Genomic DNA, 24,304 nt, shown 5'->3' on the forward strand with positions numbered 1-24,304 from the left:
TGTGTGTTCACTAGGTTGGTCTTCGACGAAGGAGTCGGGTGTCTGCGGACGACGGGCTTACTGCTCTGAGCACCAGCTCTCCGCGCCCGTACGCCACGTTGCTGGCGAAGGGCGAGGACCGTAAGCAGCGCATCCTCGCCGTGGCCGAGCGCCTGCTGGCCCGCAACGGCTGGCGCAACACCTCGCTCGCGCAGATCGCCAAGGAAGCAGGCGTGACACCGGCCGGGCTGTTGCATCACTTCGAATCCAAAGAACAATTGCTCAACGCGGTGCTCGACGCGCGCGATGCCGACGACGACGCACACGCCGACCGCTCGTCGGGCGACCTCGTCGTCGAGATCCGGCGCGTCGCCGAGCGGTTCGAGCGGGCGCCCGAGCTGATCGGCACCTACACGGTGCTGCTCGTCGAGAACATCCTTCCCGAGGCGCCGCTGCACGACCGCCTTGTCGACCGGTATCGCGCCGCGGTCGAAATCATCGCCGACATCATCCGCCGCGGGCAGCGCGCCGGGAAGTACCGCACCGACCTGGACCCGGCCGCCAAGGCTGTCGAGATCATCGCGTTCATCACAGGAATGGAGACCACATGGTTGCTCGATCCCTCGATCCCCTTGACAGACGCATTCAAGGGGTACGCAGACTCGCTCGCCCGCGAGCTCGAACGGCCGAGCCTGATATGAGGTACCGCCTCGATGTGGTTGGCGCCAGCGTGGCCGACGTCGTCGCGGCGGCCGGCGGATGGATTTTCGACCGGGTGATGGCTGGCTGGGACGTCACTGTGCTGATCGCCGGCGACGAGGACCTTCGACCGATACAGATTCTCGGGGCCGAGACGCTGAATCTTCAAGAGGCACTGGACATGTGGGCCGAGCGCCCGCACCCTCACACGGTCGCCGTGTCCGCAGAGTTGTTCGCCAGCGACTCCCGCATCCGCCGCGGGGTGCTGGCGGCCCTCGAGCACGGCGCCACCGAGGTGACGCTGTGGGGCCAGGCGTGCCCGGCCGAACTCGAGCGCGCGGTCGACTCGGTGCAGCACCCGCTGAGCGCAGCGGCGCGGGCGTTCAAAGCGCAGGCGCTCAACGCATTACCGCAGCCGGCCGCCTCGGTCACGCCGACGGAAGTCTTTCGCTGCGGGCTGCGCAACTGTCTATCCGTGGCGGCCGACCTCATCCCTGCCAGCTAGCCGCACCGGCCTCCGCGAGCGTGCGTGTCGGCACGGCGACACGCCGCTCAGCACGGGCATCTGCGCACGCTTGGGCCGGGCGAGGGAGCGTTCACAACTCGATCAGCACCTTGCCGACGGCTCGTCCGTCGGCGACGAGGCGCAAAGCAGCCGCTGTTTCGTCGAGTGAGAACACCGCGCCGATGTGCGGAGCGGCCTGCCCGGACACGAGCAACTGCCGTAGCTCCTCCTCGTTGCGCTGGAATTCAGCGGGTGCGACGTCCTGGAATTGGAACCCGACGATCGTCACGCCCTTGACGAGCACCAGGTTCAACGGGATACGGGGAATCACTCCTGACGCATAGCCGACGGTGACGAACCGGCCGCCGCGGCGCAAGGCCCGCAGTGCCGGCTCGGACAGGTCCCCGCCCACCGGGTCGATGACCGCGTCGGCGCCTGTCGGCACCGCCTCGCGAAGAGCTTCACGCACATCTGCCCGGCGGTGGTTGATCACGTGTCGAGCCCCGTAAGTCGTTGCTGCTGAAAGTTTTTCGTCCGATGACGCAACGGCGGTGACGACGGCGCCGAGCCGACTGCCGAGCTGGACCGCGGCCAGGCCCACACCTCCGCCAGCACCCAGGACCACGAGTTCGTCGCCAGCGCCGACTCGTGCGACCGAGCGCAACGTGTGATAGGCGGTGCGGTGCGCGACACCGAACGCGGCGGCGGCACGCAGATCGACGCCGTGGGGAATGCGTGCCAGGGCCGCGGCCGGAACCGCCACATGTTCGGCGAACGCTCCGAACAGTCCCGTGCCGCCGACACGGTCGCCGATCTCGAAATCCCCACATTCGCTATCGATTTCGTCCACGATGCCCGCGAACTCGCTGCCCGGGATGAACGGCGGCGGCACCCTGATCTGGTACTTGCCGGCGATCAGCAGTACGTCGGGGAAGTTCACGGCCGCAGCGGCTACGCGCACCCGTACCTCACCGGGCGCCGGCGTCGGCGACGGTCGCTGCTCGATGCGCACGACTTCCGGTGGCCCGTACTGCGGGCACACAGCAGCGCGCACGTCAGCCTCGGTAGTCGGTGGTTTCGGCCAGTTCTGCGGCCGACGCCATCAATTCCGGCACGATCGGCCCGAACGCTTGCAACTTCTCGTCATCGCCCGCCCGTTGGAAGCCCTGCTCGAGCACGATCGCGAGCTTCCACTTCGCCAGGATCACGTAGTAGTCCAGGTCGTCGACCTGACGACCCGACACCTCGGCGTAGTGCGCCACCACCTGCGCGCGCGATGGCATTCCGCGCATGTCGACGTAGCTCATCGCCGACGGCTCGGGTGAGTCGGGATCTTCGGGCCAGCTCTGCACCATCCATGCGAGGTCGAGTTTCGGATCGCCGACCGTGCCCATCTCCCAGTCGACGATCGCGGCCAGTCGCGCCGGCGCCCCGTAGTGGTACATCACGTTGGCGAACTGGTAGTCGCCGTGCATCAGCCCGGGAATGAAGTCGAGCGGCCGGTGCTCTCGCAACCATGCGGTCGCGGTCTGCATGCCGTCCAGTTCGCGGCCCTTGATGCGTTCGAAAAAGCTTGTCCAGCGGTCGACTTGGCGTTCGTGGAAACCCTCCGGGCGACCGAGGTCGGTCAAGCCCTTCGCCCGCCAGTCGACCTTGGCCAGCAACGCGATTCCCTCGGCCAACTGGAATGCCAGCCCCTTGCGGGCGTCGAAATCGGCGTCGAACGGTGCGGGCCAACACTTCTGGCCCATCGGCGACCAGCCGTCGACGAAACCCATGAGGTAGAACGGGCGGCCGAGGACTGAGGCGTCAGGGCACACGGCGACGGCCGGGGTGTGCGGCACGTCGGTGCCGTCGAGCGCCTCGATGATGCGCCATTCCCGAAGGATTCCTTTGTCGCGATCGGGCGGTGCGCCGCGAGGGGGAATCCGGATGACGCAGCGGTGCTCGCCGCGGCGGACTTCGTAGATCTCGTTCTGAGTGCCGCCGGAGAGAAACCGGGCCTGCAGCGGCTCGCCGTGTCCCGGCAGACCGGCGCTGTCCATCCACTCGGCAAGCCGCGCGATGTCCAGCGCCGAGTCACCCGCCGTAACGGTCACAGGTTGCCTACTTCGTTCTCGAGATACTCGGCGAACTTCGCTTTTGCGGCTTCGCGCTTCTTCGGGATCCACTCGGTGGGCCAGACATCGTCGCTGGCTCGGTAATCGCGCAGTACTTGCTTGGCAACAGTGGCTTTGTGGACCTCTGTGGGGCCGTCGGCGAGGCCGAGCGCTGCCGCGCCGTGAACCATGCCCATGAACGGCATCTCATTGCTGACTCCCAGTGCGCCGTGCACTTGCATTGCCCGCCAAGCGATGTCGTGGAGTACGGTGGGCAGCACCACTTTGACCGCTGCGATGTCCTTGCGGACCTTCTTGTAGTCGTTGTACTTGTCGATTTCCCACGCGGTGTACAGCACGAACAACCGGAATTGTGACAACTGTGCGTACGAGTCGGCGATATAGCCCTGCACGAACTGCTTGTCGGCGAGCAAACTACCGGCGGTGTGGCGGCTCAGGGCGCGTTCGCACATCATGTCCAGCGCCTTGCGCGACAAGCCGATGGTGCGCATAGCGTGGTGAATGCGGCCACCGCCCAACCGCGTCTGGGCGATCACGAATGCCTGGCCTTCGCCGCCGAGCAGCGCCTCGGCGGGCACTCGCACGTTGTCGTAGTGGATCAGCGCGTGGCTGCCCTGGTTGTCCGGCTCACCGGCGAGTCCGACGTTGCGGACGATCTCCACACCTGGGGTGTCGGTGGGTACCAGAAACATCGACATGCCTTGATATGGACTGACATCCGGATTGGTGACCACCATGACGATGAGGAACGATGCGGTTGCGGCATTGGAGGAGAAGAACTTCCAACCGTTGATCACCCAGTCGTCACCGTCGCGCACCGCCCGGGTCTGAAACTGTGTGGGGTCGGCGCCGCCCTGCGGCTCGGTCATCGAGTAACTGGAGAAGATCTCCCCGTCCAGCAGCGGGCGCAGGTAGCGATCCTTCTGCTCCGGCGTGCCGTAATGCGCGATGATCTCGGCATTGCCCGTGTCGGGCGCCTGGCATCCGAAGACGATCGGAGCCCACTGCGAGCGGCCGAGAATCTCGTTCAGCAGCGCGAGCTTGAGCTGTCCGTAGCCCTGGCCACCCAACTCCGGGCCAAGGTGAGTCGCCCACAGCCCTTTCGTGCGCACTTGTTCCTTGAGCGGATCGACCACCTTGCGCCGGGATTCGTTCAGCGGCACGAACTGCTGGTGTGGCCATGCCAAATCCAGCGGCTCGACCTCTTCGCGGACGAACGTGTCGGCCCAGTCCAACAGCTCTTGGTAATGAGGGTCGGTCTCGAAATCCCACGCCATGGCGCCTCCCTACTTGCTGTGACCCGCGACCAGGGCTGCGATGTCGGCCCCGACGACGTCGGTGAACGAACGCTGCCCGAATGTGCCTGCGGCCCAATGCCGCGCGCCCTCACTGACCAGCGTCCCGGCCAGATAGGCCAGATGGTGCACGTCGAGGTCCGCGGCAAGCTTGCCGTCTTTTCTGGCGCGCTCGAACAATTCGGTGAACATCCCCAACTCTGGTTCCGCAGGGTGATCACCGGCCAGGATGCGATGCTCGTGGCGGTAGCCCTCGAGGATGGTCTCGATGATCAGCTCCGGCGGATTGCGCAGCATCGATCGCTCCAGCGTGGACAGGGCCGCGTCGACGACCTCGCGGATCTCGTACGGCTTGCTCAGCAGCTTGCGTACGGTGCGCTGTGCGGCTTGCGTCGAGAGAACGCCGACGTCGAACAGAACGTCTTCTTTGCGCGGAAAGTGGAAATAGAACAGCGCCTTCGACACTCCCGCGGCACGGCAAATGTCGGCGACCGTGGTGTTCGCATAACCGTTGGTCCGCCACAGCGCCATCGCGGCCTGGACCAGGGCGCGCTTGGTTTCGACCGAACGCGGCCGTTGATACGACGCCCGACGCTGACTTCGGTCAGAACCCGTTTCGGATACGACGCGCGCCATCAGCGCACGTTATCAGGAGAAAACAGCTTGCGGAAGAGCTGACCAGAGTAAAACTAGGAACGCACCTTCGTCGCGCTGGGCGCGGCCAGTTCGCGCAGCGACGACAGGAACAACTCGTCCATCCGAGGGCTTAGATCCGCGAGGGTCGGGGCGCTCGCATGGCTGGCCGAACCGAAGACCCGCTCGAGTGAGTCGGTATCGGCGGCGGCCCCGATCGAAAGGCAAAGGCACGCAACGCCGTCCGCGCGCAGTTCTTCCAGAGCCTTATGGGCGTCGGCTTCGGCGTATCGGCCTTCGTATCCGTCGTCGTAAGGAAATCCGTCGGAAAGCACCAGCAGCAGCCGGTTCGGTGTACCGGCTTGAGTCTTGAGGATCTCACCGGCACCACGGATGGCCGCGCCCAGACGCGTGTAGCCCGTCGGTTGGAGCTGGTTGAGCCGGGCTCGCCCGACAGCGCTGAACCGCTGTTCGAACGGTTTGATGGCAGGTAGGTGGACGGCGTGGCGGCCCTGCGAGCGGAAGGCATACACCGCAACGCGGTCGCCGAGTTCCTCGAGGGTCACGGCCAGCGTCGCCGCCGCCCGCCGCTGGTGATCGTGGACGGTGAGGCCCTCGGAATCACTGTCGGTGGCTGATCCGGAGGAGTCGATCAAGATGAGCACACCGAGATTGCGCGCGAGCTTGCGGCGCTCCAGGTACACATGCTCGGGCGGCGAGTAGCCGCAGCGAAGGTCGACGAACAGGTCGATGAGCGCTTCGATGTCGAGGTCGTCGCCGTCAGCGCGGCCGCGAAGCACCTTGGGACCCAAGCCAACTCGAGATAGCCGCCGCCGTAACACGTCGTCTTTCGCCACACCGGCGGCGGAGACGTCGGCGTCGACCGTCAGTGGGAAGTCGACAACGCGGCACCAGTCGGCTCGATATCGGTTGTTGAAGACATCCCATTCCGGGAACAGGGCGCCCCCGACACCAACCGCAGCACCAGGCTTGGCGTCGTCGGTGAACTGGATCCGGGTGGGTAACGGGCGTGCATTGACCCCGGCTTCCTGTGCCCGGCGCATCGCGCGGACCTGCAATTCACCGCCCGCCGCGTCGTTGCCGGGGGACCGCGAGCTGCCCAGCATCTTACGCAAGAAGTCCGACACCGCTTGATTTCTGAATACCGGATTCTCGAAGAGCTTGAGGATCTTGCTTTGGCCGGACTCGTCTTCGACTTCCTCGTCGTCGTCCTCAGCCTCGGGCAGATCGCTGAGATCGAACTGCATGTGCAGGTCCTTGTCCGTTGCCTTCGTGCCCGCAGCCGCCGGCGATGTCGACAGTTGAGAAGGCTTGATGACGCCGAACCAGCTCGGCGGATCTGCAACGCGCGCATGGCTTCTGGCGACTTGGAGCGACTCGTCGGCGGTCGCGGTGCTCGGTGGCGCGTCGGGCAGGATCTCGGCGGCGATCGCCAGATGCTGCGCCAAGTCCGCCAGCACGCGTCGTCCCTCGAGCGCCAGATAGCGGCGTGCCACCGAAGGCCGCCCGCGCAGTCCCTTCATAAGGCGCCGCTCCAGGCTCCCCGCACCCAGAAGTGCGCTCTGCACGACGATTTCGCGACGCTGCTCGCCGACCGACGCGTCGGCTGAGACGAAGATGACCTGACTGTTGGTGTAAGCCAGCTGGCCCGGTGTTGCCGCGGCGACATCGACGGCCCGGCCGGCGATGAACGTCGCGAGGAGCCGAAAGCGTTGAAGGTCTGGGGAATTGGGATTCGTCACGAACGGGGCAGGATTGCGTCGACGAGCTCGCCGAGCGCGCGGACCACATCAGGGTCATCGGAGAGGACTCGGACGATGGCGGCGCGCACAGCGCTGCGCAGGCTGAGCCCCTCGGCAACCAGGCCGCCGGCCAGAATCAGCATGCGAGTGGAGGACACTTCCCGCAGCGGTGAGCCGTCGAGGTTGCGAATCGCTTGACCGACTTTCACCAGAGCAGCCGCGGTGTCCACGTCGATCCCGGCCTCGTGGGCAACCACGTCCGTTTCCACGTCCGCTGACGGGAAGTCGAGTTCGATGGCGACGAACCGCTGCCTCGTCGACTCCTTGATGTTCTTCAACACGCTCTGATAGCCGGGGTTGTACGAGATCACGAGCTGAAATCCCGGCGCAGCAGTCAACGTCGTGCCCAAGCGGTCGACCGGAAGCTCACGACGGTGATCGGCAAGCGGATGGATCACGACGGTGGTGTCCTGGCGAGCTTCCACGATCTCGTCGAGATAACAGATGGCGCCCTCTCGAACCGCACGGGTCAACGGGCCGTCCACCCAGACGGTTTCCCCTCCTTTGAGCAGGAAGCGGCCCACGAGGTCGGCCGATGTCATGTCCTCGTGGCCGGCCACGGTGATCAGTTCACGGCCGAGTTCATGGGCCATTGCTTCGACGAAGCGCGTCTTTCCGCATCCGGTCGGACCTTTCAACAGCACGGGCAACCCCCGTCGCGCCGCCGCCCGAAATACCTCCACCTCGTCGCCGACCGCTCGGTAGAACGGTGCGTCGGTTACTGGCCTGACAACGGCCGACGTATTGTTCAACACTCATCTACCTTTTTCGACGGGGACGACTTTGGGAGGCGTGACGCCTTCGGGCATCACCAGCTTGCCTTGGGGATTGATGTACCCGGAATTCTGCAGGGGGACCGGTAACGACGGGTCAGGACAGGCTCGGTCGGTGCCGTCACCGCAGACGCCCATCAAGAAGTACGAGCGCTTCAAGATGTCGTCGGGCCACGGATCCTGATGCAGCGCGAACCACTGTGCGGGAAGGTTGTAGAGGACGAAGAAGAAAGCACTGCAGGCCGCGAAGATCGCGAGGAAGCGCGTCAGCTGTTGCCTGGCGAACCCGCCGCGGACCTTGTCCAGCCCGCGTTCGACGAAGGTGCGGCCGCGGTCGTCGGTGAAGTAGCGCAGACAACAAAGACCCGCTTGGACACCACCCCACATGAGTCCTTCGTAAATCGGCCACTGGTAGTACGTTCCGGCGTTGACCGACAGGGCGCGAATGGCGCCGGGATAGGTGAACAGCCCCATCGGCATGAGGAACAAGCCTTCGATGACGAAATCGAAGAAGAACGTCCAGACGATCACCACGCCGATCAAGCCGAGGGTGTTGATGTTGGGCCAGCGCGACTTGGCTTTGCGCATCACCCAGCAGCCGAGCATCGTGCACAGCAGGACGAACGAGTAGCCGGGCGCATTCATCAAGAACGGTTCGGCCATCATGCGGCCCGGTTCGCCGAACGAGATCCAGCCCGGGATGTCTTGCACCCATGAGCCGCGGTTCCACATCCAGGTGTTGTAGGTGCTCCATGTGCTGATGTAGTTGAGCAGCGGATCCTGGAAGAACAAGAGGCCGCAAGCGATCAGCAGCATGCCGTCGAGCGTGATGCGCCGCTCGCGGCGCCAGGGCCGGATGATGAACCACCAGATGGCGACGGGCAGTCCGACGATGATCACGGCGGTCCAGGTGACCAGGATCGCCTTCATGTACATCGGCGGATCGCTCGGGCCCGGCGGGACCCGCTCGAAGTTCGGTCCGGTGATCCAGCGGATCCACACGTAGAGCTGGAAGAGCAGGATCGCGCCGCCGACCGCAGCCCAGATATGAATCGGTGCAATGTTCGAATGTGATTGAGCGCCAAGCGATTTCGCTCCCGGTGCCGGTTCGGTCACAGCGGGCCGCTTTTGCGTCAGGTCGCTCATGGCAAACCGTCTCCTCTGCACGTTTCGATCGCACGGGCTGCACGTCTAATCGGAAGTGGCCGACGCGCTGAAAATATACCAGCGGGTATCTCGATGACCAAGGGGTCAACTTTTGTGGCAAGATTGCCGCATGGTCGAGCCCTGGACCCGGGAGCGACGCCTCGAGCGCACGCGTTCGCTGCTGCTCGACGCCGCCGAGGAGGTGTTCGCTGAAAAAGGTTTCATCCCAGCGACTCTGGATGACATCGCGAAGGCGGCCGGGTACTCGAAGGGTGCGATCTACAAATACTTCGCCACCAAGGAAGACCTCTTCCTGGCCGCCAGCGACCGGTACTGGCGGCGCTACTTCGACACCTTCACCGAGCTCATGTCGTCCGCAAGTCAGATCGGGGCGCACGAACTCGAGGAGATCGCTCACCGGTGGCGCCAGCTGAGTCGTGACCGTGGCGCGGTGCATGCGGCGCTGGGAGTCGAGTTCAACCTCTACCTCCTGCGCAATCCCGATGCGCGGAAACGTCTGGCGGACAAGAGAGCTGAGGTGGTCGCCGGGCTGGCGAAGTACATCGTCGCCGGTGTCGACCGGCTCGGCGGCACGCTGCTGATCCCGCCGGCGACGTTCGCCCATATCCTCATTGCCACGACCGACGCCGTCGAGATGGGCAGTCAGTTAGACGACGTTGATCTTTACCGGCCGGTGGTCGAGATGTACGTGTCGGCGATCAAGATGCCCTGAGGCCTCAGCGGCCCCGCTCGAACGGCACCACTTTCGGCATCTCTGCGCCCTCCGGAAGGACGAGGTGGCCGTTGACGTCGATGTAACCGGAGCGCTTGGTGGGCATGGGCAATACCGGATCCGGACACGGAGTATCGCTGCCCTCACCGCATACGCTGCCGCTGAAGTACGAGCGCTTCAGATGGTCTTCCGGCCACGGGTCGGAATGCAGGCCGATCCACTGCGCAGGAACGTTGTACAAGAAAAAGAAGGCGGCACTGGCTGCCGCGAAAATCGCGAGAAACCTGACGAGCTGCTGCGTCACGGCCCCGCCCCGGACATGCTCGAGACCCCGTTCGACCACCGTGCGGCCGCGGTCGTCGGTGAAGAATCGCAGACAACACAGCGCTGTCATCACGCCGCCCCACATCAGGCCCTCATAGATCGGCCACTGGTGATAGGTGCCTGCGAACAGCGAAACCTCCCGAATCGCACCGGGATACGTGAAGAGTCCAATCGGCAACAAGACCAGACCCTCCATGACGAAGTCGAAGAAGAAGGAGAACACGTATGTCACAAGCACCAACCGGAAGGTGCTGATGTTCGGCCAGCGCTGTTTGACCTTGCGCATCACCAGACAACCCACGATCAGGGTCACCAGAACCAGCGAGTATCCAGGCGCATTGATCGGTAGCGGTTCTGCGACCTGATGTCCGGGCGACTCGGGGGACACCCAACCGGGAACGTGTGACGACCACGATCCGCGGTTCCACACCCAGGTGTTATAGGTGCACCACGTGTTGACGTAGTTGAGAAATGGGTCCTGGAAAAAGAACAGACCGCACGACACCAGCAGCATGCCGTCGAGCGTGATGCGCCGCTCACGCCGCCACGGTCTGATGAGAAACCACCAAATGGCAGCTGGGAAGCCGACAACCATGAACGCCGCGTTGACCGTGAGCATGACCTTCATAAAGGTGGGCGGGTCGGTGGGCCCGGCGGGAACCTGGACGAAGTACGGCCCGGTGATCCATCGGATCCACACGTACAGCTGCAGAATCAGCAGAGCGCCGCCGAAGAAGGCCCAGATCTTGACCGGCTTACTCGGGGCCTGCGGTTGAGTACCAAGCGCTGCGGCCCCGCCGAGAGACTCGGTGACGACGGGCTTGGTCTTACTGGACAGATCGCTCATGACGCCTCCCGGCTGCCTGCGGTATCACGAGAAAGGTACCAATGAGTATCTCGACGGCCAATGGGGATCTTCCAACTTTTTCGAATCTTCTTCCGTGGTGTTTGGTCATGGGAAGCGATGCGATCGCCGAAAGGGATTGCCTGTCAATCGAATTCGCTGACCCTCATGACGCGGCCGCCGGCCGAGAACTGTGTCTTCGCGGTCACGTCGCTGGCCCTGACCGCGGCCTGGTGTGCGCCAGCGCGCCGGGTCAAATGGTCGACCTGGAGGTAGATCGCGAAGAGGACCAGGAAAGGCAGCACCATGAAGGGCACGTTCTCGCCGATGAACTTGAACCAGAACCCGAACGCGCCTTGGCCGATGTGGGCGAAACCAGAGCGCACCTCAGTGGCGTAATACACGCCGGTGCTGCTGATCAGCATGGCGGTCCCCGCGAAAGCCAGCCACAGACAACGGATTCGGGACTCGGTGGGCAACTCGGGTTTGATGAGGCGCGTCCAGACGGCGAAGAGCATCACACCGACGAGCACACCCATGAACTCCAGCCCGAAGATCCAGTTGTTGCCGCTGGTGTAGCGGGAGTCGGTCAGCCCGTACTGCCACCACAGCCACTTCCAGCCCGGGTCGTCGGTCGGCTCCCACAGGCCGAACGGATGGCCGAGCAAGAAGACCAGTTCGTAGCCGATTTGACTGCCGGCGGTGTAGGGCAGGTACACCAGGACGAGCTCGGCTGCCTTCTCCAGTCGCGAGCGCTGCTCGCCTCGCGCCGTCCACAAGATCGCCAACGGCAGCAGGATCACCGGCACGCCGAACAGGAGGTTGGCCACGACGTCTGCGGTGAACGTCGGCGCGATGAACCCGAAACCGACACCCACGGTCATCAGGACGAACATGAAGCCCGTGATCGCCGCGACGGCGAGATAGATCCGCAGGCGGTGGGGTGCCCACGGCCGGGCGAGATTCGGTTCCACTTCGGTCGTCGTCATGGGCCAATCCCTAATATCAACTACTTGCGATTGCTGGCGGAAGCATATACCGTCGGCGCTGCACGCCACCCCCGGAATACGCCGAACAGCACCAAAGACTTGCTGACTGGCAAGACCCGGAGTCCGGGAGGCGCGCGTGCGGCATGACCGGCCTGACCGCGTGGACAGGAGAAGCCAAATGGCCCGATTCCCCAAGCCGCCGGAGGGAAGCTGGACCCAGCACTACCCGCAGCTGGGTACCGAGCCCGTCTCCTACGAGGACTCGATCAGCCCGGAGTTCTACGAGCTCGAGCGTCGCGCCATCTTCAAGCGGGCTTGGCTCAATGTCGGGCGGGTCGAACAGCTTCCGCGCAAGGGCAGCTATTTCACCAAAGAGCTCAAGGTGGTCAACACCTCGATCGTCGTGGCCCGCACCATGTCCGGTGATATCAAGGCGTACCACAACATCTGCCGCCATCGCGGCAACAAGCTCGTCTGGAACGACCTGCCGCTCGAGGAGACCAGCGGTACCTGCCGGCAGTTCACCTGCAAATACCACGGCTGGCGGTACGACCTCGACGGGAAGCTGACTTTCGTCCAGCAGGAAGAGGAGTTCTTCGACCTCGACAAGAGCCGCTATGGGCTCAAGGGCGTGCACTGCGACGTCTGGGAGGGCTTCATCTTCGTCAACTTCGCCGACGAACCCGAGCAGTCGTTGCGCGACTTCCTCGGCCCGATGATCACCAATCTGGAGGGCTATCCATTCGACAAGATGACGTCGCGCTGGAGCTATCGCTCAGAGGTGAAAGCGAACTGGAAGCTCTACATGGACGCTTTTCAGGAGTTCTACCACGCGCCTGTGCTGCACGCGAACCAGTCGCCCACCGCATACTCCAAGGCCGCAGCCGAGGCGGGGTTCGAAGCGCCGCACTACCGCATCGAAGGTCCGCATCGGCTGGTCAGCACCTCCGGGGTGCGGGCGTGGGAGATGAGCGACGAGATGCGCAAGCCGATCGAGGACATCTGTCGCAGCGGACTGTTCGGGCCATGGGAGAAACCGGACCTGGGAGAGATGCCGCCTGGCCTCAACCCCGCGAAATGTGATCCGTGGGGCCTGGATTCGTTCCAGCTGTTCCCGAACTTCGTCATCCTGTTCTGGGGCCAGGGCTGGTATCTGACCTACCACTACTGGCCGACGTCGTACAACAGCCACATCTTCGAGGGCAACCTGTATTTCCCACAGCCCCGCACCCCGCGCGAGCGGGTCGCTCAGGAACTGGCCGCGGTGTCGTTCAAGGAATACGGCCTGCAGGACGCGAACACATTGGAAGCCACCCAGTCGATGATCGAATCGCGCGTGCTCGACGACTTCCTGCTGTGCGACCAGGAGGTACTAATCCGTCACCTCCACAAGGAAACGGCGGCATGGGTCGAGGACTATCAACGCAGAATGGCAGGGGTGTGACGTCAATGGACACCGTGACCGCAAAGCTGCCGCCCGAATTCGCTGACCTAGAGCCGTATTCCGACTGGTGCCTGCCAACCGAACCGGAGCGCTACGCCAAGCGGTTGGCCAGTTCGATGACCGAGATGCAGGCCTTCTATGACGCGATCACCGCACGGGCCGAGGAAGCGCTGGCTTACTGCGACAAGTTCTCGTTGGACGACTTGCCCGAGGATGTGCTCAACCTGATGCACATGCTGTACTCGATGATCCAGGTGTCGTTCCCGGTCGAGTGCTGGAAGCAACCGAAGGTGCCCGACTCCGGCGCGACGTCACTGGACTGCGTCGTCGAACCCGTCCCGTGACGGAGCGAGGCATGTCCGAGCGACCATCCAGCACCGGGCCGACCGTCCTGCGCGCCGCGCGCTGGGCCGACGTGGATGCCGGCGAAGTGCGGTCACCGGCCGTGGTGGTGGTGGACGGCGAGCGCATCGCGGCGGTGAATCCTGCTGAACTGCCGCAGAATTCGGCCGACGACATCGATCTGGGCGACGTCACCTTGCTGCCGGGTCTGATGGACATGGAGCTGAACCTGCTCATCGGCGGCCCCGGCGGACCGGAGGGCCTGCCCAGCCCCATGCACGGCGTGCAGGACGATCCCGCGTACCGGACCCTGCGCGGAGCGGTCAACGCCCGCACCACACTCGAGGCCGGCTTCACCACCGTCCGCAACTTGGGGCTGATGGTCAAGACCGGCGGCTACCTCCTCGACGTCGCGCTGCAGCGCGCGATCGACCAGGGCTGGCACATCGGCCCGCGAATCTATCCGGCCGGCCATGCGGTGACGCCCTACGGAGGGCACCTCGACCCGACGGTGTTCCAACGCCTTGCCCCCGGCATCATGCCGCTGTCGGTGGCAGAGGGGATCGCCAACGGGGTCGACGATGTGCGCGCCTGTGTGCGATACCAAATACGGCACGGCGCCAAGTTGATCAAGGTCTCCGCATCGGGCGGCGTCATGTCGCACAGCACCGCGCCAGGCGCGCAACAATATTCGGACGAAGAGTTCGCCGCGATCGCCGACGAAGCGCACCGGGCCGGGGTCCGGGTCGCGGCGCATGCCGTGGGGGACAGCTCGATTCGGGCGTGCATCCGCGCTGGTATCGACTGCATCGAGCACGGGTTCTTGGCTTCCGACGACACCATCAAGATGATGGCCGACACCGGCACGTTTCTGGTGTCGACCACTTACCTCACGGAGGCGATGGCCGTCGACCGGATCGCCCCGGAGTTGCGCAAGAAGGCCGAAGAGGTGTTCCCCCGCGCGCAATCGATGCTGCCGAAGGCGATAGCCGCCGGTGTGCGGATCGCCTGTGGCACGGATGCGCCGGCAATTCCGCACGGCCAGAACGCAAAAGAACTGTGCGCCTTGGTTTCTCGGGGCATGACGCCGATGCAGGCCGTGCGCGCGGCGACCGTCACCAGCGCCGAGCTCATCGACGCCGACGACGAACTCGGTCGCATCGCGCCCGGCTACTTGGCAGATCTCATCGCCGTGCCGGGTGACCCGTCACGCGACATCTCCACCACGCTCGATGTGCAGTTCGTGATGAAGAACGGCCAGATCTTCAAGCGATAGCGTCTAGCGAGGGAGCGCATATGGAACAGACCGACAACATCCTGTGGCTGCTCAAGCAGGCGTGGTACTTCGCATTGACCACCGTGAACGATTCGGTGAGCGACCACGGTGTGAGCACCGCGCAGATCGGCATGCTGCGCCAGCTGGCCGCCGAACCCGGGCTGTCGGGTGCCGAGTTGGCCCGGCGTCTGCTCATCAGCCCGCAGGGTGTGCAGCTGGCCTTGAAAGAACTCGAGCGGCGCGGATTGGTGGAGCGCAAGCAAGACCCGCAACACGGCCGGATACTTCAGGCCTTCCTGACCGATCGGGGTCGCGAGGTTGCCGAGGCTGTGGTCAACGACGCGATCGATGCCCACCAGAAGGTGTTCGGGGTGCTCAACAGCGCCGAGCAGAAGACGCTGCGCGAGCTGCTCGGCCGCGTGATCGAAGAGGGCACCGGCCACAAGTTGCACGTAGACCACATCGACCCCCAATAGTAAGTACTTGATAACTATGACAAGTACTTGATATCGTCGACGACGATGAGCGGGGATACGGAAGTCGACGGGTTCGCGCCGCTGCGCATCAAGCGCGTGGTGCGCGAGACACCCGACGCGGTGTCTCTCGTGCTCGACGTTCCGGAGCATTGCTCCTCGAGATTCCGGTATCAGGCCGGCCAGTTCCTGACGCTTCGCGTCAACGTCGACGGTCAAGAGCTGCGTCGCTGCTACTCGATGTCTTCCGCGCCCGTCGAGGACGATCTGCAAATCACCATCAAACGCGATCCCGGCGGGCTCGTCTCCAACTGGCTCAACGACACCGCGTCCGAAGGCAAAGAAATCCACGCCGCACCGCCGGAGGGACGGTTCGTGCTGCGGGAAACCTCCGACGACATCGTGGCGTTCGCCGGCGGCAGCGGCATCACCCCGATCATGTCGCTCGTGCGAACGGCGTTGGCCGAATCGTCTCGGCGAATCCGCTTGTTCTACGCCAACCGCAGCCGTGAGTCGGTGATCTTCGCCGACGCGCTGGCCCGGCTGGCCGACAGCTATGCCGAACGGTTGACCGTGGTCCATCACTTCGACGAAGACTCCGGCGTCGTGACACCGTCGGACATTGAAACCTTCGTCGCCGGGGCCGGCGCGGCTGACTACTACATCTGCGGTCCCGCTGCGTTCATGGACACCGTGGAACACACAGTCCTGACCGCAGGCGTGCCGCGCGAGCGGGTGCACCTGGAGCGTTTCGAGGTGGCGCCGGTGCCTGCCGATGTCCTCGACAGCGCCGCGGCAGAGACCGAAGAGGTGGTCATCGAACTGGATCGCCGCAAGACCACGGTGCCGTACCGGTCGGGCAATACGCTGCTGCAGACCGCACGAACCGCCGGCCTGCGCGCACCGTCGTCATGTGAAACCGGTTCGTGCGGAACGTGTATGGCGCGAATCGTCGATGGCAGCGCCAGGATGCTCAACAACGACGCACTGGATGACGACGAGGTGGCCGAGGGCTGGGTGCTGACGTGCCAATCGCTGCCGACCAGCCGGACAGTCCACGTGGTCTACGAGTAGCCGAGAAGGGTTGAAAATGAGGCGGATTCGATGAACCGAGTAGCGGTGGTGACCGGCGGCGCGTCGGGCATGGGCGAAGCGACGTGTCACGAGCTCGGCAGGCTCGGGAACAAGGTCGCGGTGCTCGACCTCGACGGCGACGCAGCACAGCGGGTGGCCGAAGAACTGCGGGCGGAGGGCGTCACGGCGCTGGGCGTCGCAGCCGACGTCAGCGACCGCGCCGCCGTGGAGGAAGCGTTCGCCAAGGTCCGAAGCGAATTGGGGCCAGTACACATTCTGGTGACCAGCGCCGGCGCAGTCGATTTCGCACCGTTCACCGACATCACACTCGAGGCGTGGCAGCGGCTGATCGACGTGAACCTCACCGGCACATTTCACTGTTGTCAGCTGGCGGTGCGGGACATGCTCGAGGCGAAATGGGGCCGGATCGTGATGATTTCGTCGTCGAGCGCCCAGCGCGGTTCACCGGGCATGGCCCACTATGCCGCGTCCAAAGGGGCGTTGCTGTCTTTGACTCGTTCCCTGGCGCGCGAATACGGACCGGTCGGCATCACGGTCAACAATATTCCGCCGTCGGGCATCGAGACGCCCATGCAACACCAGTCGCAAGCCGCCGGCCACCTGCCGCCGAGCGAGCAGATGGCGGCAAGTATCCCCGTGGGGCATCTGGGGACGGGACAAGACATCGCGGCGGCGGTGGGCTTTCTGTGTTCGGAGGCGGCCGGCTTCATCACCGGCCAGACTCTGGGCGTCAACGGTGGTTCGGTGATGTGATGAGATTTCAAGCAGCACAAGGAGGTTCGCATGGGTAAGTGGCCTAAGCCGGCCGAGGGCAGCTGGACCGAACACTATCCGGAACTGGGCACCGGACCTATCTCGTTTCGCGACTCGATCTCGCCCGAGTTCTACGAACTCGAGCGCGAGGCGGTGTTCAAGCGGGCATGGCTGAACGTCGGCCGGGTCGAGGATGTGCCGCGGGTGGGCAGCTACTTCACCAAAGAGATTGATGCTGCCAGAACATCGGTGATCGTGGTCAAGGGCAAGGATGAACAGATCCGTGCTTTCTACAACATCTGCCGGCACCGCGGAAACAAGTTGGTCTGGAACGACTTTCCCCACGAGGAAGTCAAAGGCACCTGCCGCCAGTTCACCTGCAAGTACCACGGGTGGCGCTATGACCTCACGGGGCAACTGAAGTTCGTGCAGCAGCAGGGGGAGTTCTTCGACCTGGACCCGTCACAGTACGGGTTGAAGCCGGTGCACTGCGATGTGTGGAACGGCTTCATCTTCGTCAACTTCGACCCCGAACCGCGGTGGAGCCTGCGGGAGTACTTGGGCCCCATGATCACAGCGCTCGACGACTATCCGTTCCACCTGATGACGGAGCGTTACGAATTCGAAGCGCACAACAACAGCAACTGGAAGATCTTCGCCGACGCGTTCCAGGAGTACTACCACGTGCCGTCGCTGCACAGCCAGCAGGTGCCGAGCGCGGTGCGTCAGCCCAACCAGACGTTCGAGTGCGGGCACTTCCAGATCGACGGGCCGCACCGGCTGGTGTCCACGGCAGGCACCCGGCGGTGGCTGCTGGCACCGGAGTACATGTATCCGGTCGAACGGATCACGCGCAGCGGGCTGGTGGGGCCGTGGCGGACACCGGAGACGCACCAGTCGGCCGGCCTGAACCCGGGCGGTATCGAGCCGTGGGGCATCACCAATTTCCAGATCTTCCCCAACCTGGAAATCCTCATCTACCACGGCTGGTACCTGCTGTACCGGTACTGGCCGACGTCGCACAACACCCATAAGTTCGAGGCCTACAACGCATTTCATCCGGCACGCACCGTCCGTGAGCGCATCGAACACGAGGTGGCCTCAGTGGTGCTCAAGGAATTCGCGTTGCAGGACGCGGGCATGCTGGGCGGGACGCAGGCGGCCCTGGAGTACGGCTTGGGAGAACCGATAGTCGACGACTATCCGCTGAGCGATCAGGAGATCCTCGTCCGTCATCTTCACCACGAGGCGGTCAAATGGGTCGAGGAGTACAAGAACGAACGCGCTCCGGTGGGGGTGTGACCGTGGCCGAATCGAAATTGCCAAGCGCGTTCGCCGAATTCGAGCCGTTCGCCGAAAAGTGGTGCCTGGCAACAGAACCCGAACGCTGGGCGATGCGCCTGGCTACCCCGATGCCCGAGATCCGAGAGTTCTACGACGCGTTCTCGCCCCGCTTCGAGGAGGCCATCGACTACTGCGACAAATTCCCTCTCGACGACATCCCCGAGGACGCGCTGAACCTCTTGCACCTCGTCTATTCGATGATCATGGTGTCGATGGCGGTCGAGATCTTCGGTACCCAGAAACCCGCCGACTCCGCCGACGCGGAGCTTCACCGGATCAGCGCGCCGGTGCCGTGACGGACAGGACGCATTGATCATGAGTCTGCTGACAATCACCAAGCTCACCGCCTCGGTCGGGGCGCAGGTATCCGGGGTGGACCGGGAGGCCCTGGCCACCAACGACGGCATCGGCCAAGCCGTGCTCGACGCCCTGGAAGACAACGGCGTGCTGGTGTTTCCGGGTCTGCACCTCGACCCGCAGACGCAGGTCGAATTCTGCCGACGCCTCGGCGAGGTCGATCATTCCTCCGACGGCCACCATCGGATCGCGGGCATCTACCCGGTGACGCTGGACAAGTCGAAAAACTCGTCGGCGGCCTACCTGCGCGCGACGTTCGACTGGCACATCGACGGCTGTACGCCGACCAACGGCGAACCACCGCAGAAAGCGACGGTGTTGTCGGCGGTCCAAGTGGCCGAGCGCGGCGGAGAAACCGAGTTCGCCAGCTCCTACGGCGCCTACGAGGAACTGAGCGACGACGAGAAAGACCGCTTCGCGTCGCTTCGGGTGGTGCATTCCCTGGAGGCGTCGCAGCGCCGCGTCAACCCCAACCCGACCCCCGAAGAGCTCGCGCGCTGGCGGGCCCGCCCAACTCACGAGCACCCGCTGGTGTGGACCCACCGCAGCGGACGCAAATCGCTGGTGCTCGGCGCCTCCGCCGACTACATCGTCGGGATGGATCTGGACGAGGGCCGGGCGCTGCTGGCCGACCTGCTGGATCGAGCCACCCGCGCAGAGAAGGTATACAGCCACCGCTGGTCCGTGGGCGACACCGTGATCTGGGACAACCGCGGCGTGCTGCACCGGGCCGCGCCCTATGACCCGAACTCACCCCGGGAGATGCTGCGCACCACGGTGCTGGGTGACGAGCCGATTCAGTGATGATGCGGCGTCGAAGCGAGGCAGTGGTCTGCGTTGACGGCGGCGCGCCGACTGTGAAAATCTGATACTCATTGATGAGAGTCACGTTCTCGTAGTAAGAGATCGTCGGAAACGGAGTAGCACATGGCGGAGGATCTGGCGGAGGATTTGACCAAGGTCGACTTCTTCCGGGACGGCCGTCTGACCGACGACCCGTATCCGTTCTACGAGGCACTTCGCAACAAATGCCCGGTCACCCGCGAAGAGCACTACGGCGTCACGATGGTGACTGGCTGGCAGGAGGCCGTCGACGTCTACAACGACGCCGAAACATTCTCGTCGTGCATCTCGGTGACCGGGCCGTTCCCGGGCTTTCCGGTACCGCTCGAAGGTGACGACGTCACCGAGATCATCAAGGAGCATCGCGACGAGATCCCGTTCAGCGACCAGTTGCCGACACTGGATCCGCCGACTCACACCAACCACCGCGCCCTGCTGATGCGGCTGATCACGCCGAAGCGCCTCAAGGAGAACGAGGACGCGATGTGGCAGCTCGCCGACGACATCCTCGACGACTTCCTGGCGCCAGGTCAGGGCGAGTTCATCAAGGGATTTGCCGGCCCGTTCACGTTACGCGTGATCGCTGATCTGCTCGGCGTCCCCGACGAGGACCGTCCCGAGCTATTGGAGCGGCTCGCGCGGGGCACCCATGGCAGCGGCCTGGGCAATGCGGACAAGACTTTGGCCAAGACCCCGCTGGAGTACCTTTACGACGTCTTCGCCACGTACATCGAAGACCGCCGGCGCGAGCCCCGCGACGACGTGCTGACCGGACTTGCCACCGCGACGTTCCCCGACGGGACGGTGCCCGACGTCGGTGACGTGGTGCGCGTCGCCACCAACGTGTTCTCGGCCGGGCAGGAGACCACCGTGCGTCTGCTCGGCACCGCGATGAAGATGCTCGGTGACCGTCCCGACATCCAGCGCAAGCTGCGCGACGACCGAAGCCTGCTGCCGAACTTCATCGAAGAGTGCCTGCGCATCGAAAGCCCGGTGAAGGGCGACTTCCGGTTGTCGCGGGTGCCTACCACCGTCGGCGAGCAGCCACTGGGCGCCGGCTGCACGGTGATGGTGATCAACGGTGCGGCCAACCGCGACCCGCGCCGCTTCGACGACCCCGATGTCTTCGACCCCGAGCGTAAGAATGCTCGCCAGCACCTCGCGTTCGGACGCGGCATCCACAGTTGCCCCGGTGCGCCCCTGGCGCGCGCCGAGACGCGCGTCGGGCTCGAGCGGTTGCTGGACCGCACCACCGACATCCGCATCAGCGAGGCGCATCACGGTCCGCCGAATAACCGCCGCTACCAATACATTCCGACCTACATACTGCGCGGGCTCACCGAGCTGCACATCGAATTCGACCTGGCGGCGAACGGAGGTGGCCGGTGAAGGTTGCCGTCGACGAGGACCGCTGCCGAGGCCATGGCATGTGTCTGACGCTGTGTCCTGATGTGTTTCACATGACCGACGACGGCTACGCCGTCGCCGATCCGGCCGAGGTGCCCGACGGTCTCGAAGATGCGGCCAAGGACGCGATTGCGAACTGCCCGGAGCAGGCGATCGTCGAAACCGATTGACAGTAAAGGAGATTCAGTGCCAAAGGGTTACATCCTCATCACCGAGGACGTCAAAGATCCGGCTGGAATGGCCGAGTACGCCAAGCTGGCCGGTAAGGCGATGGCGGGGTCCACGCTCCTGGCGTTCGACCAGAACCCTGAGGTGCTCGAGGGCCAATGGCATGGCACGCAAACCGTGCTGCTGGAGTTCGAATCGGTCGATGCCGCCCGTGAGTGGTACAACTCCGAGGCCTACCAGCAAGCGGTCAAGCTGCGCCAGAAGGCTGCCGACTGCAACGGCGTGATCCTCTCCGGCCTCTGAGACGTTCCGCGGGCCGAATCAGGTCAGCACGCGGACGGGTACATGCGACCAGCCTGCGACGTTCTGCATTGTCACCCGTCGGCACTCATCCCAGAAGACCTCGTAGCGCGGCATGAAGTCGAGCAGCTTCTCGAGTGCTATCGCGCTTTCCATCCGGGCCAGCGCCGCACCCAGACAGCTGTGCACCCCGTACCCGAAGCCGAGGTTCTGCGCCTCGGTGCGGTCGCGGTCGATGTCGAATTTGTCGGCGTCGGTGAACGCTTCGGGGTCCCGGTTCGCCGAACCGCCGAGCAGCAAGACCGGTTTGCCCGCCGGAATGGTCACGCCGTGCAGCTGGACGTCGCGCATGGACCGTCGCACGTTGTACTGGTTCGGTGCCTCGTAGCGCAGCAGCTCTTCGACAGCGGCCGGGATCTTGCTGCGGTCGTCGAGCAGTTTCTGCCACTGGTCGGGGTTGCGGGCGAAGGTGACGGCGGCATTGCCCACCAGCTTGGTCACAGTCTCGGCGCCGGCTCCGCCCAATAACGTTGCGAAGCTTGCGATTTCGAAGTCGTCGAGTTGGCGCTGCTGGCCGTGTTCGTCCTGGATTTCGGCCGCGATCAAGCGGCTGAACATGTCGTCGCGAGGCTGTGCGCGCCGCTCCTGGATCAGCTGGTAATACAGCGCGAACGTTTCGCCGACGGCCTGCAGGCCCTGCTCGGACATCTCGACCTGCCCGGGCTCACGATGCAGCGTCGTGTCGACCCATTCGCGCACCTTCTGGCGGTATTCCTGAGGGACACCGAGCATTTCCGTGATGATCTCGACCGGGAACAACGCGGAGAAGTCCTGCACGACGTCGAATCGTTCGGGATTGGCGTCGGCGATATAGCGCTCGATTGTCTTGGTGACCATGGGCCGCAACGCCTCGATCGCCCGCGGCGTGAAGACCTTGTTGATCAGGCTGCGCATCTGGCGGTGCTCGGGCGGGTCCATCACGATGATCGCCTTCATCGGCGGCGGCTCAGCGGCTTTCACCATCGCCAAGTCCAGCCCGTACGCCGACGAGTAGGTCTCGTAATCCTTGAACGCGGCCGCCACGTCTTCGTGCCGGGACAGAGCGTAGAAATCGTACTGCTCGTTGTAATACACCGGCGCTTCCTCGCGCATGCGCCGGTAGATCTCCCAAGGACCGTTGAAGAACTCCTCGGAAAACGGGTCGAAAACGAGTTCTGTTGTGGTCATTGGCTGCTCACTCGTCGCTGATCGATATCGCCTGACGCGGACATTGCCGAACGGCCTCCTTGACCTGACTCTCGATTTCGGGTGTGACCTCCTCCTGGAGGACGTGAAGGTAATCCTGGTCGTCGAGTTCGAACACTTCCGGGATGATGCCCATACACACCCCGTTGCTCTCGCAGAGGCCGAAGTCGACCTTGATCTTCTTCGTCATTTCACAACCCTCACTGGCACTCGGTGGTATCCGGCGACGTTTTGCATGTGCACGCGCTCCAGACCGTCGAAGTCGACCTCGTAGCGCGGCATGAAGTCGAGCAGGTGCTCGAGTGCGATGGTCGTCTCCAGCCGTGCCAGGGCCGCACCGAGGCAGCTGTGGATGCCGTAGCCCAGGCCAAGGTGCGGAGCCTGGGTGCGGTCGCGGGTGATATTGAACGTCTCGGCATCGTCGAATGCGCGCGGGTCACGATTGGCGGCCGCTTTCATCAGGAACACCGGCTTGTTCGCGGGAATCGTGCCGCTGGGCACTTCGGCTTCCTTCAGTGTGTAGCGCACGTTGTACTGGACCGGGCCTACGTACCGCAGTAACTCCTCGACGGCGGCGGGTACCAGGCCGCGGTTGTCGAGCAACATCTGCCACTGCTCGGGATGCCGCGCGAATTCGACTACGGCACTGCCGACCAACTTGGTCACGGTCTCAGCGCCCGCGCCGCCCAAGAGCGCGACGAAGCCGGTGATCTCGATGTCGTCGAGCTTGCGCATTTGGCCGTTGTCGCCGGGTATCTCAGCGGCGATCAGCCGGCTGATCATGTCATCTTGCGGGTTCTGCCGACGCTCCTGCACCAGGCTGTAGTAGTAGACCCCGGCGTCCATGTTGGCCTGGATGTTCTCTTCGGACATCTCGAGCTGTCCTGGCTTGACTTCCAGACCCTTGTCGATCCAGTGCCGGACCTGCTGGCGGTAGTCCTCCGGCACCCCGGCCATCCTGGTGATCACCTCCACCGGAAACGGGCCGGAGAAGTCCTGAACCACATCGAAGTTGTCGGGATCCACCTTGGACAGAAAGTGCTCGACCAGTTCGACGACCGTTTCGCGCTGGGACTGGATGGCCCGCGGGGTGAACGCCTTGTTGAGCAGGCTGCGCATGAAGCGGTGTTCCGGCGGATCCATGAAGATGATGGATTTCTGGAATCCCTCGCCGGACTTGATCATGGACAGGTGGCACCCGCGGGTGGAGGAGAACGATTCGTGGTCTTTGAGAGCCGCCGCCACGTCCGCATACCGGGTCAGCGCGTAGAAGTCCTCGTCCTCGTCGTAGTAGATCGGAGCCTCATCGCGCATCCGCCGATAGATCTCGTACGGATTGTCGAAGTACTCTTGCGAATACGGGTTGAACACCAGTTTCGGCTTGGTCATGGTTT

The 24,304-nt window shown here is 64.1% G+C and carries 27 protein-coding genes; 15 read left to right on the forward strand and 12 right to left on the reverse strand.

Annotated features, from left to right (window positions below):
- The first annotated feature begins 65 nt into the window (after window positions 1-65).
- On the forward strand, window positions 66-680 hold the full coding sequence (locus AC5Y4N_RS13800; protein ID WP_499909326.1) for a TetR/AcrR family transcriptional regulator: 615 nt from the start codon (window positions 66-68) through the stop codon (window positions 678-680).
- On the forward strand, window positions 677-1,183 hold the full coding sequence (locus AC5Y4N_RS13805) for a hypothetical protein (RefSeq protein ID WP_499909053.1): 507 nt from the start codon (window positions 677-679) through the stop codon (window positions 1,181-1,183). The genes AC5Y4N_RS13800 and AC5Y4N_RS13805 overlap by 4 nt, the downstream gene beginning before the upstream one ends.
- A gap of 91 nt (window positions 1,184-1,274) precedes the next feature.
- Here AC5Y4N_RS13805 and AC5Y4N_RS13810 read toward each other — a convergent pair whose 3' ends face one another.
- Genes AC5Y4N_RS13810 through AC5Y4N_RS13840 form a run of 7 tightly spaced genes read right to left on the reverse strand, consistent with a single transcriptional unit; the run spans window position 1,275 to window position 8,973 of the window.
- Window positions 1,275-2,237, reverse strand: a complete 963-nt coding sequence (locus AC5Y4N_RS13810) for an NADPH:quinone oxidoreductase family protein (protein ID WP_499909051.1) — start codon at window positions 2,235-2,237, stop codon at window positions 1,275-1,277.
- Window position 2,238: 1 nt separating this feature from the next.
- Complete coding sequence (locus AC5Y4N_RS13815; RefSeq protein WP_499909324.1) at window positions 2,239-3,228, reverse strand: phosphotransferase family protein; 990 nt, start codon at window positions 3,226-3,228, stop codon at window positions 2,239-2,241.
- Window positions 3,229-3,278: 50 nt separating this feature from the next.
- Window positions 3,279-4,580 (reverse strand): acyl-CoA dehydrogenase family protein, encoded by a 1,302-nt coding sequence (locus AC5Y4N_RS13820; protein WP_499909049.1) that lies wholly within the window; start codon window positions 4,578-4,580, stop codon window positions 3,279-3,281.
- A gap of 9 nt (window positions 4,581-4,589) precedes the next feature.
- The gene (locus AC5Y4N_RS13825) at window positions 4,590-5,234 is read right to left on the reverse strand and encodes a TetR/AcrR family transcriptional regulator (protein WP_499909047.1); all 645 of its coding nucleotides are present in this window, start codon (window positions 5,232-5,234) and stop codon (window positions 4,590-4,592) included.
- A gap of 53 nt (window positions 5,235-5,287) precedes the next feature.
- The gene (locus AC5Y4N_RS13830; protein WP_499909045.1) at window positions 5,288-6,994 is read right to left on the reverse strand and encodes a nitric oxide reductase activation protein NorD; all 1,707 of its coding nucleotides are present in this window, start codon (window positions 6,992-6,994) and stop codon (window positions 5,288-5,290) included.
- A complete protein-coding gene (locus tag AC5Y4N_RS13835) occupies window positions 6,991-7,809 on the reverse strand; it encodes a CbbQ/NirQ/NorQ/GpvN family protein (RefSeq protein WP_499909043.1) in 819 nt (272 codons plus the stop codon). Before AC5Y4N_RS13835 ends, AC5Y4N_RS13830 begins: the two co-directional genes overlap by 4 nt.
- A complete protein-coding gene (locus AC5Y4N_RS13840; protein WP_499909041.1) occupies window positions 7,810-8,973 on the reverse strand; it encodes a spirocyclase AveC family protein in 1,164 nt (387 codons plus the stop codon).
- 130 nt (window positions 8,974-9,103) lie between these two features.
- Here AC5Y4N_RS13840 and AC5Y4N_RS13845 point away from each other — a divergent pair, with 130 nt between their 5' ends.
- Complete coding sequence (locus tag AC5Y4N_RS13845; protein WP_499909039.1) at window positions 9,104-9,706, forward strand: TetR/AcrR family transcriptional regulator; 603 nt, start codon at window positions 9,104-9,106, stop codon at window positions 9,704-9,706.
- 4 nt (window positions 9,707-9,710) lie between these two features.
- Here the strand turns inward: AC5Y4N_RS13845 and AC5Y4N_RS13850 are convergent, their stop codons facing one another.
- Together AC5Y4N_RS13850 and AC5Y4N_RS13855 are read right to left on the reverse strand one after the other, a co-directional pair.
- The gene (locus AC5Y4N_RS13850; RefSeq protein ID WP_499909037.1) at window positions 9,711-10,877 is read right to left on the reverse strand and encodes a spirocyclase AveC family protein; all 1,167 of its coding nucleotides are present in this window, start codon (window positions 10,875-10,877) and stop codon (window positions 9,711-9,713) included.
- Window positions 10,878-11,020: 143 nt separating this feature from the next.
- Window positions 11,021-11,863, reverse strand: a complete 843-nt coding sequence (locus AC5Y4N_RS13855; protein WP_499909035.1) for an emopamil-binding protein — start codon at window positions 11,861-11,863, stop codon at window positions 11,021-11,023.
- A 178-nt stretch (window positions 11,864-12,041) separates the two neighbouring features.
- Here AC5Y4N_RS13855 and AC5Y4N_RS13860 point away from each other — a divergent pair, with 178 nt between their 5' ends.
- From AC5Y4N_RS13860 to AC5Y4N_RS13915, 12 genes are all read left to right on the forward strand, one after another.
- Complete coding sequence (locus AC5Y4N_RS13860; RefSeq protein WP_499909033.1) at window positions 12,042-13,307, forward strand: aromatic ring-hydroxylating oxygenase subunit alpha; 1,266 nt, start codon at window positions 12,042-12,044, stop codon at window positions 13,305-13,307.
- Between the two features lie 5 nt (window positions 13,308-13,312).
- Window positions 13,313-13,651, forward strand: coding sequence for a hypothetical protein (locus AC5Y4N_RS13865; protein ID WP_499909031.1), 339 nt, complete (start codon window positions 13,313-13,315; stop codon window positions 13,649-13,651).
- 11 nt (window positions 13,652-13,662) lie between these two features.
- Complete coding sequence (locus AC5Y4N_RS13870; RefSeq protein WP_499909029.1) at window positions 13,663-14,925, forward strand: metal-dependent hydrolase family protein; 1,263 nt, start codon at window positions 13,663-13,665, stop codon at window positions 14,923-14,925.
- A gap of 20 nt (window positions 14,926-14,945) precedes the next feature.
- Entirely contained in the window at window positions 14,946-15,401 is a 456-nt protein-coding gene (locus AC5Y4N_RS13875) for a MarR family winged helix-turn-helix transcriptional regulator (RefSeq protein WP_499909027.1), read from the forward strand.
- 45 nt (window positions 15,402-15,446) lie between these two features.
- Window positions 15,447-16,472, forward strand: a complete 1,026-nt coding sequence (locus AC5Y4N_RS13880; protein WP_499909025.1) for a 2Fe-2S iron-sulfur cluster-binding protein — start codon at window positions 15,447-15,449, stop codon at window positions 16,470-16,472.
- Between the two features lie 30 nt (window positions 16,473-16,502).
- Window positions 16,503-17,246 (forward strand): SDR family NAD(P)-dependent oxidoreductase, encoded by a 744-nt coding sequence (locus AC5Y4N_RS13885; RefSeq protein ID WP_499909023.1) that lies wholly within the window; start codon window positions 16,503-16,505, stop codon window positions 17,244-17,246.
- Between the two features lie 30 nt (window positions 17,247-17,276).
- Window positions 17,277-18,548, forward strand: a complete 1,272-nt coding sequence (locus AC5Y4N_RS13890; protein ID WP_499909021.1) for an aromatic ring-hydroxylating oxygenase subunit alpha — start codon at window positions 17,277-17,279, stop codon at window positions 18,546-18,548.
- On the forward strand, window positions 18,503-18,886 hold the full coding sequence (locus tag AC5Y4N_RS13895; protein ID WP_499909019.1) for a hypothetical protein: 384 nt from the start codon (window positions 18,503-18,505) through the stop codon (window positions 18,884-18,886). Before AC5Y4N_RS13890 ends, AC5Y4N_RS13895 begins: the two co-directional genes overlap by 46 nt.
- A 19-nt stretch (window positions 18,887-18,905) precedes the next feature.
- Entirely contained in the window at window positions 18,906-19,751 is an 846-nt protein-coding gene (locus AC5Y4N_RS13900) for a TauD/TfdA dioxygenase family protein (protein ID WP_499909017.1), read from the forward strand.
- A gap of 135 nt (window positions 19,752-19,886) precedes the next feature.
- On the forward strand, window positions 19,887-21,179 hold the full coding sequence (locus AC5Y4N_RS13905) for a cytochrome P450 (protein ID WP_499909322.1): 1,293 nt from the start codon (window positions 19,887-19,889) through the stop codon (window positions 21,177-21,179).
- The gene (locus AC5Y4N_RS13910; protein WP_499909015.1) at window positions 21,176-21,367 is read left to right on the forward strand and encodes a ferredoxin; all 192 of its coding nucleotides are present in this window, start codon (window positions 21,176-21,178) and stop codon (window positions 21,365-21,367) included. Before AC5Y4N_RS13905 ends, AC5Y4N_RS13910 begins: the two co-directional genes overlap by 4 nt.
- Window positions 21,368-21,383: 16 nt before the next feature.
- Window positions 21,384-21,668, forward strand: a complete 285-nt coding sequence (locus AC5Y4N_RS13915; RefSeq protein ID WP_499909013.1) for a DUF1330 domain-containing protein — start codon at window positions 21,384-21,386, stop codon at window positions 21,666-21,668.
- A gap of 18 nt (window positions 21,669-21,686) precedes the next feature.
- Here the strand turns inward: AC5Y4N_RS13915 and AC5Y4N_RS13920 are convergent, their stop codons facing one another.
- Genes AC5Y4N_RS13920 through AC5Y4N_RS13930 form a run of 3 tightly spaced genes read right to left on the reverse strand, consistent with a single transcriptional unit; the run spans window position 21,687 to window position 24,299 of the window.
- The gene (locus tag AC5Y4N_RS13920; protein WP_499909011.1) at window positions 21,687-22,892 is read right to left on the reverse strand and encodes a cytochrome P450; all 1,206 of its coding nucleotides are present in this window, start codon (window positions 22,890-22,892) and stop codon (window positions 21,687-21,689) included.
- 7 nt (window positions 22,893-22,899) lie between these two features.
- The gene (locus AC5Y4N_RS13925) at window positions 22,900-23,100 is read right to left on the reverse strand and encodes a ferredoxin (RefSeq protein ID WP_499909009.1); all 201 of its coding nucleotides are present in this window, start codon (window positions 23,098-23,100) and stop codon (window positions 22,900-22,902) included.
- Window positions 23,097-24,299, reverse strand: coding sequence for a cytochrome P450 (locus tag AC5Y4N_RS13930; protein ID WP_499909007.1), 1,203 nt, complete (start codon window positions 24,297-24,299; stop codon window positions 23,097-23,099). Before AC5Y4N_RS13930 ends, AC5Y4N_RS13925 begins: the two co-directional genes overlap by 4 nt.
- Between the last annotated feature and the right edge of the window lie 5 nt (window positions 24,300-24,304).

This window comes from Mycobacterium sp. NGS19 (assembly GCF_059813155.1).